Origin of the sequence: Streptomyces sp. RKAG290, from assembly GCF_023701695.1 — a bacterium.
GTDB lineage: Bacteria > Actinomycetota > Actinomycetes > Streptomycetales > Streptomycetaceae > Streptomyces.
Genome location: NZ_JAJOZC010000001.1, coordinates 1,364,418 through 1,377,989 on the forward strand (window position 1 = coordinate 1,364,418; position 13,572 = coordinate 1,377,989).

Annotated in this window: 13 protein-coding genes; 9 read left to right on the top strand and 4 right to left on the bottom strand. The window is 70.7% G+C overall.

All coding sequences use genetic code 11. The features are described 5' to 3' along the window. Nucleotides 1-23: 23 nt before the first annotated feature. Nucleotides 24-1,025, top strand: a complete 1,002-nt coding sequence (locus tag LNW71_RS05820; RefSeq protein ID WP_250967260.1) for a TAXI family TRAP transporter solute-binding subunit — start codon at nt 24-26, stop codon at nt 1,023-1,025. A 156-nt stretch (nt 1,026-1,181) separates the two neighbouring features. Here the strand turns inward: LNW71_RS05820 and LNW71_RS05825 are convergent, their stop codons facing one another. Beyond that, nucleotides 1,182-2,576, bottom strand: a complete 1,395-nt coding sequence (locus LNW71_RS05825) for a HAMP domain-containing sensor histidine kinase (RefSeq protein WP_250967261.1) — start codon at nt 2,574-2,576, stop codon at nt 1,182-1,184. A 15-nt stretch (nt 2,577-2,591) separates the two neighbouring features. Further along, a complete protein-coding gene (locus LNW71_RS05830) occupies nt 2,592-3,284 on the bottom strand; it encodes a response regulator transcription factor (RefSeq protein ID WP_250967262.1) in 693 nt (230 codons plus the stop codon). Nucleotides 3,285-3,600: 316 nt separating this feature from the next. On the opposite strand from LNW71_RS05830, the gene LNW71_RS05835 reads away from it, so the two are divergent. The 8 genes from LNW71_RS05835 to LNW71_RS05865 all read left to right on the top strand — a co-directional run bounded on the left by LNW71_RS05835 (nt 3,601) and on the right by LNW71_RS05865 (nt 9,940). After that, nucleotides 3,601-4,389 carry an amino acid ABC transporter ATP-binding protein gene (locus LNW71_RS05835; RefSeq protein WP_250967263.1) on the top strand — a complete coding sequence of 263 codons (789 nt, stop codon included), beginning with the start codon at nt 3,601-3,603 and terminating at the stop codon, nt 4,387-4,389. A 69-nt stretch (nt 4,390-4,458) separates the two neighbouring features. Continuing rightward, nucleotides 4,459-5,301 (top strand): glutamate ABC transporter substrate-binding protein, encoded by an 843-nt coding sequence (locus LNW71_RS05840; RefSeq protein ID WP_250967264.1) that lies wholly within the window; start codon nt 4,459-4,461, stop codon nt 5,299-5,301. A 74-nt stretch (nt 5,302-5,375) separates the two neighbouring features. Beyond that, a complete protein-coding gene (locus tag LNW71_RS05845) occupies nt 5,376-6,041 on the top strand; it encodes an amino acid ABC transporter permease (protein WP_250967265.1) in 666 nt (221 codons plus the stop codon). After that, nucleotides 6,038-6,949, top strand: a complete 912-nt coding sequence (locus tag LNW71_RS05850; protein WP_250967266.1) for an amino acid ABC transporter permease — start codon at nt 6,038-6,040, stop codon at nt 6,947-6,949. The genes LNW71_RS05845 and LNW71_RS05850 overlap by 4 nt, the downstream gene beginning before the upstream one ends. A 239-nt stretch (nt 6,950-7,188) precedes the next feature. After that, complete coding sequence (locus tag LNW71_RS05855) at nt 7,189-8,805, top strand: FAD-dependent monooxygenase (protein WP_250967267.1); 1,617 nt, start codon at nt 7,189-7,191, stop codon at nt 8,803-8,805. A 47-nt stretch (nt 8,806-8,852) separates the two neighbouring features. Then, nucleotides 8,853-8,924, top strand: a complete 72-nt coding sequence (locus LNW71_RS36845; RefSeq protein WP_310851512.1) for a putative leader peptide — start codon at nt 8,853-8,855, stop codon at nt 8,922-8,924. Nucleotides 8,925-8,951: 27 nt separating this feature from the next. Then, nucleotides 8,952-9,536 (top strand): cysteine dioxygenase, encoded by a 585-nt coding sequence (locus LNW71_RS05860; RefSeq protein WP_250967268.1) that lies wholly within the window; start codon nt 8,952-8,954, stop codon nt 9,534-9,536. Further along, nucleotides 9,533-9,940, top strand: a complete 408-nt coding sequence (locus tag LNW71_RS05865; protein ID WP_250967269.1) for a rhodanese-like domain-containing protein — start codon at nt 9,533-9,535, stop codon at nt 9,938-9,940. The genes LNW71_RS05860 and LNW71_RS05865 overlap by 4 nt, the downstream gene beginning before the upstream one ends. A gap of 151 nt (nt 9,941-10,091) precedes the next feature. Here LNW71_RS05865 and LNW71_RS05870 read toward each other — a convergent pair whose 3' ends face one another. Further along, the gene (locus tag LNW71_RS05870; protein WP_250967270.1) at nt 10,092-12,650 is read right to left on the bottom strand and encodes an FtsX-like permease family protein; all 2,559 of its coding nucleotides are present in this window, start codon (nt 12,648-12,650) and stop codon (nt 10,092-10,094) included. A 460-nt stretch (nt 12,651-13,110) separates the two neighbouring features. Further along, nucleotides 13,111-13,476: a helix-turn-helix domain-containing protein gene (locus tag LNW71_RS05875; RefSeq protein WP_250967271.1), complete on the bottom strand. Its 366-nt coding sequence runs from the start codon at nt 13,474-13,476 to the stop codon at nt 13,111-13,113. Nucleotides 13,477-13,572: the final 96 nt, after the last annotated feature.

Sequence of the window (13,572 nt, forward strand, 5' to 3'; positions counted from 1 at the left end):
AACGACCTGGCAGGATCGCCGCCATGCTCCCGGCAGCAATGTCCCGAATCGGCCGGCGTCGCTCCCTGCGGGTGGGCGCCGCCCTCGTCGTCGTGCTCGGGCTGCTGCTCTGGTGGCTGCTCCCGCTCGGGGACCCGGCGCCGAGCGGAACGCTGAGCTTCAGCACCGGTGTGCGCAGCGGGGTCTACCAGCGCTACGGCGAGCGGCTGAAGGGCGCACTCGCCAAGGACCTGCCCGATGTGTCGATACAGCTCCAGACCAGCGAGGGCTCGCAGCAGAACATCGCGCGGGTGGCGACGGGAAAGGCCGACTTCACCATCGCCACCACCGACGCCGTCGCCACCTACCTGCGGGACGACAAGCCGGGTGCCGAGCGGCTGCGGGGCTGCGTCCGGCTGTACGACGACTACGTGCAGCTGGTGGTCGACCGTGATTCGGACATCCGCAAGGTCGCGGATCTGCGGGGCAAGAAGGTCGCGGTCGGGCAGCCGGGGTCAGGGGTGCGGCTGGTCGCCGACCGGCTGATGAAGGCCGCCGGACTGGATCCCGTCGATGACGTGACGGCGATACCTGTCGGCATCGACACCATGCCGAAACTGCTGGAGAGCGGCCGGCTCGATGCGTTCTTCTGGTCCGGCGGGCTGCCGACCACCGCGGTGCAGGACCTCTCGGCCCGGTTCGCGATCCGGCTGGTCCCGCTGGAGGACCCGCTGATCAAGGAGCTCCAGGCGGCGGGCGGATCCACCCGCTACTACCGCTCGGCCGTGATGCCCGCCGACGCCTACGGAAGCGCCCAGCAGGGGCAGGCCGTGCCCACCGTGGCGGTCGCCAATGTGCTGGTGACCACGGACCGTACGGACGCGGCGATGACCGAGGCGTTCACCCGGACCGTGATCGACAGCCGGGACCGCATCGGGCGCGAGGTGCACGCCGCGCAGCTGGTCGACCTGCGGACCGCCATCTACACCGATCCGCTGCCGCTGCACGAAGGAGCCAAGCGCTACTACCGCTCGGTCAAGCCCTGAGGCTCGTAGCCGCAGGCACGGGACCCAGCGGGACCTTCGGCGCACGGCCTGCGCCCCGGCCGCCCTGCGTTTCCCGGCTCACACCGTGACCGCCAACCGGCTGCGGGGCTGTGCGCAGCCGCCCCACGGCGGCCACTGCCTGCAGCCGTCGCCCGGTCACGCGTGCGGTCCGTTGCGCGGCACCGACACCGTCACCCGCAGCCCGTGCGGCTCGTGACGCGCGCAGTCGAGGGAGCCGCCGCCGGCGGCCAGCAGCGCCTTGGAGATGGAGAGGCCGAGACCGGATCCCCGTACGTTCTGGTGCTGGGCGCTGCGCCAGAAGCGGTCACCGACGCGGTCCAGTTCCTGCTCGGTCAGGCCGGGCCCGCGGTCCGCGACGACGACCGTGACGTACTCGCTGCCGGAGGCGACCGTGACCCGGACCTCCTCGTCCTCGGGGGTGAACTTGAGGGCGTTGTCGATGATGGCGTCGAGCGCGCTGGACAGGGCGATGGGGTCCGCCCAGGCCGTGACGGCCGGGGCGCCGTCCGCCCGCAGCCGTACGCCCTTCTCCTCGGCCACCGGCCGCCAGGAGGCGACACGTTCGGCGGTGAGGGCGCCGATGTCGGTGAGCTGCAGATCGGCCCCGGCGTGCTCGGCCAGCGCCAGGTCGAGCAGGTCGTCAAGCACCTGGCCGAGGCGCTTGCCCTCCGTGCGCACGGAGGCGATCTCCTCGTTGCCCTCGGGGAGTTCGAGCGCGAGGAGCTCGATCCGCAGCAGAAGGGCGGCCAGAGGGTTGCGCAACTGGTGCGAGGCGTCCGCGACGAAGGCGCGCTGCTGCTCCAGCACGTCCTCGACGTTGTCGGCCATCTCGTTGAACGAACGGGCCAGCCGCCTGAGTTCCGGCGGTCCGCCGGACGCCGCCACCCGGGACCGCATCCGGCCGCTGGCGATGTCGTGCGCGGCCGCGTCGAGGGTCTCCACGGGCAGCAGGACCCACCCGGTGAGCCGGATCGCCGCGCCGACGGCCACCAGCATCGCGACCACCTCACCCGCAGCGATCACCAGCCAGCCGCGGAGCGTGTCGCCACGCATCTGCGCGGTGGGCGAGTCGAGGACGACGACGGCGATCACGTCGCCGTCCCGCACGACGGGTGAGGCGACGACCACCCGGCCGTCCTGCCAGGGCCAGACCTGCGGCGGGTCGTGGCTGCGGCGGCCGAGCAGGGCCTCCTTGAACGCCTCGCGGCCCTCGCCCTCGGCCGGCAGCCCCCAGTTCGCCGGGGCCTTCGCCATGGCCGAGTCGTCGCGGTAGAAGACGCCCGCCCGGATGCCGTACACGGAGTCGTACGTCTCCAGTTCGGTCCGCAGCGTGCGCAGCCGTTCGTCGTAGCCGCTGGAGCGCTCGGTGATGAACTGGGCGAGCGCGGCGAAGCGTGCCGTGTCGTCGATGCGGTCGATCACGACGCGCTGCTGCTGCGCCGCGGCCACACTGACGGCCAGTGGGAAGCCCAGGGCGAGCAGGACGCTCGCCATGAGAACGATGAGCAGCGGAAGCAGCCTGGTACGCACCTGGGACGCAGACCTCTACGCGGACGGGGCGACGAGGCGGTAGCCGACCCCGCGCACGGTCTCGATGAGCGCGGGCAGCCGGAGCTTGGAACGGAGCGAGGCGACGTGCACCTCCAGGGTGCGCCCCGTCCCCTCCCAGCTCGTGCGCCACACCTCGCTGATGATCTGCTCCCGGCGGAACACCACGCCGGGCCGCTGGGCGAGCAGCGCGAGCAGGTCGAACTCCTTGCGGGTGAGCTGGACTTCGCTCCCGTCGACACTGACGCGGCGGGTCGGCAGCTCGATGTTGACGTGCCCCAGGCGCAGTGCGGCGACGGGCGTGGGCCCGGTCTCCTCACCGGCCGACTTGCGCCGGCTGACCGCGTGGATACGGGCGAGGAGCTCGCCGGTGTCGTACGGCTTGGTCACGTAGTCGTCCGCACCGAGGTTCAGCCCGTGGATCCGCGAGCGGACATCGGCCCGCGCGGTCACCATGATCACCGGTACGGAGCTGCGCTTGCGGATCTTCCCGCACACCTCGTAGCCGTCCTGGTCGGGCAGCCCGAGGTCGAGCAGCACGACCCCGAAGGGCTCCGTCTCCGTGGGGAGGAGTGCCTGCAGGGCCTCCTCGCCGCTGCGGGCGTGCACCACCTGGAAGCCGTGCCGGGCGAGGATGGCGGACAGGGCGGCGGCGACGTGGTTGTCGTCCTCGACGAGCAGCAGTCTCATGGCCCCCCTCTCCTGAGGTGCGGTGTCGGTACGGTCGCGTACGCCCCTGGTCACTTCCCCGTACCGAGGCGTTTCACGTCAAGGTGTACCAAGGCATCCACTCCGATGACCGGTGGGCCAGTCAAGGCCCCTTCCGTTGCATCGAGGTTTCCGTTATGCACCCGGTACGCCCGGGCCACCTCACGGGACGTCCCGTTCACGCGGAGTGTCCGGTTGCAGCCGGATCGTTATGCTCAATTTCCGCTCAGATGTAATGACGCTGGTCGCACCGCGTCATTAAGGTCCTTCCAACCGAGGAGGACGGAGCAAAAAGCCGATGAGCGGAGTTTCAGTGACCAAGGGCGCCGAGGACGCTGCACCCGCGGCCGGCGACGACCTGGTCGTGCTGAGCAACGTCAACAAGCACTTCGGCGCGCTGCATGTGCTCCAGGACATCGACCTGACGATCGCCCGTGGCGAGGTCGTGGTCGTCATCGGGCCCTCCGGGTCCGGGAAGTCCACGCTGTGCCGCACGATCAACCGCTTGGAGACGATCGACTCTGGCGCGATCTCGATCGACGGGAAGCCCCTGCCCCAGGAGGGCAAGGAGCTGGCGCGGCTGCGTGCCGATGTCGGCATGGTCTTCCAGTCGTTCAATCTCTTCGCCCACAAGACGGTGCTCGAGAACGTGATGCTCGGCCAGCTCAAGGTCCGCAAGGCGGACAAGAAGGCTGCCGAGGACAAGGCGCGCGCGCTGCTCGACCGGGTGGGCGTGGCGACCCAGGCCGACAAGTACCCGTCCCAGCTCTCCGGTGGTCAGCAGCAGCGTGTGGCGATCGCACGGGCGTTGGCGATGGACCCGAAGGTCATGCTCTTCGACGAGCCGACCTCCGCGCTGGACCCGGAGATGATCAACGAGGTGCTGGAGGTCATGCAGCAGCTCGCCCGCGACGGCATGACCATGGTCGTCGTCACCCATGAGATGGGTTTCGCCCGTTCCGCGGCGAACCGGGTTGTCTTCATGGCGGACGGGAAGATCGTCGAAGAGGCCGTGCCCGACCAGTTCTTCAGCAACCCGCGCAGTGACCGGGCCAAGGACTTCCTGTCGAAGATCCTTCACCACTGATGGAGCCTTCAGCGCCGGTCCCCGGGCCGGCTGATCACTCACATCGCGTCAACTCTAGGGAATACCACCATGCAGCTTCGTAAGGTCACCGCCGCCTCGGCCGCCGTGCTCGCCCTCGCCCTGACCGCCACCGCCTGTGGTTCCGACGACAAGGACGACGCGTCCGGTTCGGGCGGCGGCAAGAAGATCTCGATCGGCATCAAGATCGACCAGCCCGGTATCGGGCTGAAGACGCCGGACGGCAAGTTCACCGGCTTCGACGTCGATGTCGCCACGTACGTCGCCAAGGAACTGGGCTACGACGCCAAGAACATCGAGTTCAAGGAGACCAAGAGCGCCGACCGCGAGACGGCTATCTCGCGCGGTGACGTGAAGTTCATCGCCGCCTCCTACTCGATCAACGACGAGCGGCTGGCGAAGGTCGACTTCGCGGGTCCGTACCTCCTCGCCCACCAGGACATCCTGGTCCGCGCGGATGACCCCTCGATCAAGTCGCCCAAGGACCTGAACAACAAGAAGCTCTGCTCGGTCACCGGCTCGACCTCGGCGAAGAACGTCAAGGACACGCTGGCCCCGAAGGCCCAGCTCCAGGAGTACGGCGGCTACTCGGAGTGCCTGACCGGCCTGGAGAACAAGGCCGTTGACGCGCTGACCACCGACGACAGCATCCTGGCCGGCTACGCCTCGCAGGACGTCAACAAGGGCAAGTTCAAGCTGGCCGGCTTCAAGATGACCAACGAGAACTACGGCATCGGCCTGAAGAAGGGCGACGCCGACCTCAAGAAGAAGATCAACGCCGCGCTCACCAAGATGGTCTCGGACGGTTCGTGGGACAAGGCCGTGAAGGCCAACTTCGGCCCGGCCGGCTACAAGAACGAGCCCGCCCCGAAGATCGGCAACGTCGTCAAGTGAAGCAGGGCTGACCGGGCGCGCCGCCACTGACGGCGGCGCGCCGTGCCCTCCTACACGCGGAAGCGCGGGAGATCGTGTTCGACTTTCTTGATGGTTACGACCTGCTTGGGGCGTTCTGGGTAACGGTGCAGCTCACCGTCTACTCCGCCCTCGGCTCCCTCATATGGGGAACGCTGCTGGCCGGCATGAAGGTCAGCCCGGTCCCCCTGATGCGCGGTTTCGCGACCGGCTACGTGAACGTGGTCAGGAACATCCCCCTGACCGTGATCATTGTGTTCTCCTCGCTGGGGCTGTCCTCGACGCTCAGCATCAACCTCGGCGCGACCGACGTCGCGGACATCAATTTCCGGCTCTCGGTGCTCTCGTTGATCGCCTACACCGCCGCCTTCGTGTGTGAGGCCCTGCGGTCCGGCATCAATACGGTGCCGGTCGGCCAGGCCGAGGCGGCACGAGCCCTCGGCCTGAGCTTCACCCAGGTGCTGCGGCTGATAGTTCTCCCGCAGGCCTTCCGCTCGGTCGTCAATCCGCTCTCCAACGTGCTGATCGCGCTGACCAAGAACACCACGGTCGCCTCGGCGATCGGGGTTGCGGAAGCCGCGGCTCTGATGAAGACCATGACCGAGGCCGAGGCTCAACTGATCCCGATCGTGGCGGTGTTCGCGTTCGGCTTCATCGTCCTGACCCTCCCGACCGGCCTCATTCTCGGCTGGGTGAGCAAGAAGGTGGCGGTGAAGCGATGACCTCCGTCCTCTACGACGCCCAGGGGCCGAACGCCAAGCGGCGCAACATTCTGTACACCGCCCTGTTCGTGATCGTCGCCGCGGCCGTGGTGTGGTGGGTCTACGACGGCCTCGCCTCCAAGAACCAGCTCGACTGGATCAAGTGGAAGCCCTTCTTCACCAGCTCCCAGCCGTGGGCGACGTTCATCTGGCCGGGGCTCCAGAACACGCTCAAGGCGGCGTTCTTCGCCCTGATCATCGCGCTGCCGCTGGGCGCGCTGTTCGGGATCGGCCGACTCTCGGACCACCGGTGGACGCGGATGCCGGCCGGCGTGGTCGTCGAGTTCTTCCGCGCCATCCCGGTGCTGATCCTGATGATCGCCGCGAACGCGGTGTACTCCGAGTACACGAACATCAGCTCCGACACCCGGCCGCTGTACGCCGTGGTCACCGGGCTGGTGCTGTACAACGCCTCGGTGCTCGCCGAGATCGTGCGCGCCGGCATCCTGTCGCTCCCGCAGGGGCAGACCGACGCGGCCAAGGCGATCGGCATGCGCAAGGGTCAGACCATGTTGTTCGTGCTGCTGCCGCAGGCGGTGACCGCCATGCTGCCCGCGATCGTCAGCCAGATCGTGGTGATCGTGAAGGACACCGCACTCGGCGGCTGGGTGCTCACCTTCCCCGAACTGCTGGCATCGGTCCGGCCGATGAGTGCGAACTACGGTGCGAACACCATCGCGTGCTTCACCATCGTCGCCGTGATCTACCTCGCGGTGAACTTCTCCCTCACCTCGTTCGCGAGCTGGCTGGAGCAGCGGCTCCGGCGCGCGAAGAAGAGCACCGGCGCGGTGGTCGGCACGGGACCCGGCGGCGAGCTGGAGACGATCGGTGCACCGTCGCTCCACACCGATGACGGACGCGCCGTCTGACGGCTCGTCGACAGACACCCGCGAGGGGCGGTGGCGCACTTGCCACCGCCCCTCGCCGCGTTCCGGTGTCACTTGACGCAAGCACCGGCAGTAGGTTGCATACGTTCTGTGATCGCGCACCGAGCCTCCGCCGCCGCATCCCCCTCGCCGCCGTCCTCGACCTGCCCGGCCCTCCCGGCCGCAGGGCTCCCCTCGCGCGCCTTCTCGCGTTCGACCGCACGCGATCTGGGGGCCACGCCGTGGACCCGGTGATCATCGTCGGTGCCGGGCCCGTCGGCCTGGTGCTGTCGCTCGCCCTCGCGGCACAGGGGGTGCCCTCGGTGCTGCTCGACGAGGACCCGGGCAAGGACGAGACCCGACCTGCCCGCACGGTCGTGCTGCGCGAGGACACCGCCGCCCTGGTGGAGCGGCTCGGCTGCAAGACGCTCGCGGACGAGGGCCTTCGCTGGGCCGGCTGGCGGTCCATGCGGCGCAGGCAGCTGGTACGTCGTCTGCCGCTCGGCGAAGGTGCGCCAGGGGATGATCCGCAGGCCGCCGCCCCCGTTCATGTGCCGCAGCACGCACTGGTGCGTGGCCTGCGGGACGCGGTGGCCGCGCAGGAGCTGGTCCGGACGGCGCGGCTCAGCCGGATCGACACGCTGGAGCAGGATCCGGCCGGGGTCACCGTGCACACCAGGGAGCCCGGTTCGACGTGGTGGCGCGGGAGTTATCTGGTCGGCTGCGACGGGGCCCGGTCCACCGTGCGCAAGCTCCTCGACATCCGCTTCCCCGGCCGCACGGCGGTGGAGCGGCATGCCGTCGCCGCGCTGCGCACCGAGCTGCCCTGGCCCGACGAGGCGGTCCTGCACCGGCTGCCGCCGTGGCGCACCGGCGGCGCCGAGGTGACGGCACGGCCACTGCCGGACGGTGTCTGGCGGCTGGACTGGCTGCTGCCGCCGCGCGGCGAGCTCGTCACCCCCGACGTGCTGGTCGCCAGGGTCCGGGACACCCTGGCGGGCTGGTGCGGTGAGACCCCGCCGTACGAGCTGCTGGACACGGGCGTCTACACGCTGCATCACCGGCTTGCCAGGCGGTGGCGGGTGAAGCGGGCGTTCCTGGCCGGGGACGCCGCCCATCTGCTGGGGGCGCTCGGCACCCAGGGGCTGGACGAGGGGCTCCGGGACGCCGAGAACCTGGCCTGGAAGCTGGCGCTGGCCTGGCATCACGGCGCCAGTGACCTGCTGCTGGACAGCTACCAGGCCGAGCGTCGGGCCGCGGTCGCCTCGCGGCTGCGCGCCGCCGACCAGTCGCTGCCGATACTGCGGGGCGGCGGCGGGCTGCGGACCCTGGTGCCGGGGAGCGCACGCGGGCACGATTCGCTGCTCTCCGACGCACATCTGGGATGCGGACCGCTCGGTGCGCCCCCTTCGTACTCCCACTCCCCCCTCGCACCACCACGCGCCGAGGCGCACACGACGGTGGGTACGGCCCCCGGTGCGCCGGTGGCCGATGTGCGGGTGACGGCGCCGGACGGCACGCCTGTGCGGCTGCGGGAGCGGCTGGGGCAGGGGCAGCTGCTGGTGGTCCTGGTGGCACCGGGTACCGGCGTGTGGGACCGGCGCCACTGGATGCGCGCTGGAGTCATGCCGCGGCTCGTGGAGGCGGTGGACGCCATGCCGGTGAAGGGCGAGCTGCTGGTGGCCGAGAGCTATCCGGGGGCGTCCGCGCACACCGTTCTGCTGGTCAGGCCGGACGGTCACCTCGTGGAGTCGTTCGGCGGGGTACGGCCCGCGGAGCTCCTCGCGGCGGCGGAAGCGGCGCGCGGAGGTGCGGCCCGTACTTCCGAACGCTCCGATCACACCGCAGACATCAATTGACCCGCGCAGGCGCGCATGGTCTACTCCCGAATGTGACTGACACCGATGTGCGCCTGTGGCGGAGGGTCCATATGGACCTGCTCCGCTATGCGGGCTGCGTGTGTCGTCCGTCCTGCTGAATCGCCTCTCCAGCTCCGCCGTGCGCCATGACGTACGGCAGGGCATCCACGCGAACTCTCAGGACGGTCACCGTGTCTGCCTCTTCTTCCCCCCTTTCCGTACGCACCTCCACCTCCTCCGGTCCGAGCGCTGCGGAACTGCTCGACTACGTCCGTGGCATCGCCACTGACAGCGACCTCATCGCCTCGCTCCCCCTCGATCCCGAGGGCCGCACCTGGATCCGCCTCGACGGGCCCGGCGGCAGTGAGGCCTGGCTGATCGGCTGGCCGCCCGGCACCGGCACCGGCTGGCACGACCACGCCGACTCCATCGGCGCCTTCCTGACCGCGAGCGGCACGCTGAAGGAACACTCACTCGCGGCACGGCTGCCCACCGACGGCTGGAAGACCCTGGAACTGGCCGAGGACATCGACCGGTCAAGGGAGTTGACGGCCGGTCAGGGGCGAGCGTTCAGCCGGCACCACGTGCACGAGGTGCTGAACGAGTCCACCTCGGAACACGCCGTCTCCGTCCACGCGTACTACCCGCCGCTGCCGAAGATCCGGCGCTACAGCCGCACGGGCGCGGTGCTGCGCCTGGAGCAGACCGAGAGCCCGGAGGACTGGCAGTGAGCGACGGACAGCACGACGGTACGGGGCAGGTCGGGATCGACGAGCTGCTGGAGCGGGTCCGGTCCGGATACGAACGGCTCGGCCCCGACGAGGCGAAGGCGGCTGCCGCCGAGGGGGCGCTGCTCGTGGACATCCGCTACGCGGAACTGCGCGCACGGGACGGGCTGATCCCGGGGGCGCTGGTGGTCGAGCGCAATGAGCTGGAGTGGCGGCTGGACCCGCAGGGAAGCCATCGGGCGGCGGAGGCGGTGAGCCACGCTCTTCAGGTGGTGGTCATCTGCAACGAGGGCTACGCGTCGAGCCTCGCCGTCGAGTCCCTGCACCGCCTCGGTCTGCACCGGGCAACCGACCTCGTCGGCGGCTTCCAGGCCTGGCGCGCGGCGGGGCTCCCCGTTGACGTGTGACCGGGAGACCTGGCCTGCAGTACGTCTCCCCATCGAGGGGTGACGGGGAGACCTGGCGCGCGACTGGACTCCGCACCACACGTCGACCCGGATCCCCGGCGGGGCCCCTGTCGTCGCGTGACCGGGAGCCCCGCCGGGGAGCCGGCCCCGGTCACTGAGTCGATGTGGCCGCTTCCACCGGGCGGATCTTCAGCGCCAGTCTGCCCGGCAGCGCCGTGGCGGTCAGGGCGAGCAGGGCGGCGGCGCCCACCACGCTCGCGTACACCAGCGGCAGGACGGCGGGCGCCGCGCCGCCCGTCAGGCCGATGCTGAAGGCGGTCAGTACGGCGAGTGCGACGCCGGTGCCGAGTACGGCGGCGATGAGCAGGACCGACAGGGTCTCGATACGGAGCATCCGCAGCACCTGGCGGCGCGTTGCTCCGGCCAGCCGGAGCAACGCGAACTCCTTGAACCGCTCGGACACCGACATCGCGAGCGTGTTGACGACCGCGATGGCGGTGAAGGCCAGCACGAGGCCCATGGCGAGGTAGTTGATTTCGGCGTTCTCCTGCTGCCGGTCCGCCTGGAGCCGGTCGGCAGCCGACGGGGCCATGACCGCGATACCGGGAAACTCCTGCACCGCGGCGGTCAGTTCACGGCGGGTGGCGTCTCCGGCGACCAGGACCGTGGAGGCCAGCGGGTTGTCCATGTGGCGGGCGACCAGGTCGTGCGGCAGCGTCAGGTCGCCGAAGCCCAGGCCCCGGTGGTAGACGGCGGCGACCGTGAGGGTGGCCGGGGTTCCGTCGCCGAGGTGCAGCTTCAGCTCGCTTCCCGGGCGGAGGCCGAGCCGGTCGGCGGCGAGTTCACTGACCGCGGCGGTGTGCGGGTCCGCGGTGAACGCGGCGATCGAGCCGCTCGTCACCTCCGGGTCCCAGGTGCGGGCGAGGCCGGCCCCGGTGACCCCCTGGGCCGGGTACTTGTCGAGCCCGACCCGGACCGTGGTCCGGACGACCTCCGTGGCAGCGGTGACACCGGGCGTGGCGCGGACCGCGTCGGCGGCGTCGGACGGCACGCCGGGCCCCTGGGCTCCCAGCACCCAGGTGGCTCTGGTGCCCTCCCGGGCCTGGGCCAGGGCGGCGTTCCCGAGAGTCGGCTGGATGAAGAGCACCGTGCAGGTCATGCCGATGAGCAGGGTGAGCGGGGTGACGACGGAGGCCATCCGGGTGGAGTTCCCGCGAATGTTCGCGGTGGCCAGCTTCCCGACGGGCCCGGCCGCCCGGAACACCCCGGAGAGCAGGGCGGCGGCCGCCCTGACGAGGAACGGGCCCAGCAGCGACACCGCCGTGGCCAGCACCACTACGGCGAGGAAGGTGACGGGCGTCGAGGCGGCCTCGGTGTGCAGGACACCCAGCACCGCGACCAGCACGCCGCCGCCGACGAGCAGGACCAGGCCGGCGAAGGTCCGGCCGCGGGCGGGGCGGGCGCGCTCGACCGCGGCTTCGGCCATGGCCTCGGCCGGGCGGAGCCGGGCGATGCGGCGGCCCGAGATCCGGGCGGCGGCCCAGGCACCGATGAGGGTGACGGCCAGGGCGACACCGGCCGGGAGAATGCCTGCCGTCCGCTCCAGAGTTGCCGGGACCGCTCCGGAATCGATGAACCGCCCGTGCAGCCAGCCGGCCAGCGGCAATCCGGCCAGGGCACCCAGCACCCCGGCAACGGCACCGATCACCAGGGCCTCGCGGCCGAGCAGTTGGCGGATCTGCCGTGAGGTGGCGGCGATGGTGCGGAGCAGGGCCAGCTCACGATGGCGTTGCTGGACGGAGAGCGCGAAGGTGCCGACGACAACGAGGACCGCGACCAGGAGAGAGGTGCCGCCCATGGCCCCGCCCATGGAGATGAGCTTGACCCGGGCGCCTGCGGCGTCCAGGAACTCGACCGGTCCGCGGTCGTCACCCGTGGCGACCTGCGCGGTCGTCCCCTTGAGTGCGTGTGCGACCTGCTGCTTCAGCCGCCCGGTGTCCGTGCCGGATGCGGGAAGCACGCCGAACGCGGCGACCTGGCCGGGTCGGGCGGCGAGCCGTCCGGCCTCGGCGCGTGAGAAGAACAGCGTGGTCTGCTGCCGGAGTTCACCGCTTCCTTCCGGGGCGGCGATGCCGCTGACGCGGTACGTGCGCGGAGCCCGGGTGGACTGCACGGTGAGCCGGTCACCTGTCGCGAGGCCTGCCCGCTCGGCGAGGCCCCGGTCGATCACCACGTCGTCGGCGGCGGCCGGGGCGCGGCCCGCGGTGAGGGCGAAGGGGGTGAGCGGGGCGGAGTCCCAGGAGTGGCCGTAGGACGGCAGCCCCGCCGTTGCGTCGGCGGGTGCGAGACCCAACGGCTGCGCGAGGAAGGTCAGTTCGGGGACCACCGCACGAACGCCCGCCACGCGTCGGAGCCGGTCGGCGGTCGTGGCGGGGAGCCAGGCCCGTTCGGCGACGGGCTTCGCCTTGTGCTTGACCTTGGTCTTTCCGTTGCCCTTGTGCTTGATGGTGGTCCGGTGGACGTTCTGGTCGGCGGACACGACGAGCGGGGTCGCGGCGTAGCGCTCGGTGGCGATGCGGCCGCGCAGCCCGGTCTCCAGCAGGGTGCCGCAGGCGGTGACGAGGGCGGCGGCACACATGAGGGCCAGCAGTGCTCCGAGAAATCCGCCTTTGCGGTGCCTGAGGGTCCGCAGCGCGTAGCGCAGCATCATGACGCGTCCGTCTCTGTTGTGTCGTGGTCCGCGGGGCCGTTGCCTGAGCTGCTGCCGCCATGGTGCGTGGCGGCCTCGTGCGGGACAGGGAAGGCCAGCAGGCGGGTGTGGACCGTGCGGCGCCGGCAGGGGTCTCGGCGTCGGGGCGCTTGTAGCGGTTCACGAGGGCGATGTACTCCTCGAAGAACAACCGGAGTTCGGGGAGGGTGAGCCGGAGGGAGCCGCGTGAGTACGCGTACGCGTCGGCCCACTCGTCCACGCCCCGGCCGTCCGCCGCCGCACCGCTCCGGCGCTGGAGCTCCTCGACGAGGGCTAGGGCCTCTCGTTTGGATCAGGCCGGATCAGGGAGCGGGGTCCGGTGCCGTGCCTCGCAAGGCGGAGGAAGGAGCCCACGGCGAGCGTCGGCGACCGACGACAACGCCGCGAGGTGCGGCGCCGGGGCACGCGAGCCCGGCATGAACTAAACGAGAGGCCCTAGGTCGGCGGCGTACGCGTGGCGGTTCAGCTCATCCATGACGAGCCGCATCTCGGGAGTCCGGTGGGACGGCGGTGGGAATCGGGGGTCGCCGGGAACCGCCCGCCACCACCGTGCCCTGCGGGCACCGGGTTCCTGCGGCGCGGTGTCGGCCACGAAGCCGTACCGGGCAAGCTCGCGCAGGTGGTAGCTGGTGGCCCCGGTGTTCAGGCCCAGCGCGCGGGCAAGGATCGCGGGCGTCGCGGGGCCGTGCAGGGTGAGGTGCTGAAGGATCTGCTGGCGCCGCGGCTGGGCAAGTGCCTTGAGGGCGGCCAGCTCCGTGATCTCGGTACCACCGGGCTTCTCTGGCATGCGTCACACACTGCTCTGTGCACAGGTGTCTGTGCACTGGAGCATTCCGGCGTCTTCGTACGGGGGCTGTCCCCCGTTACGCGCGCGCTCCCGGCC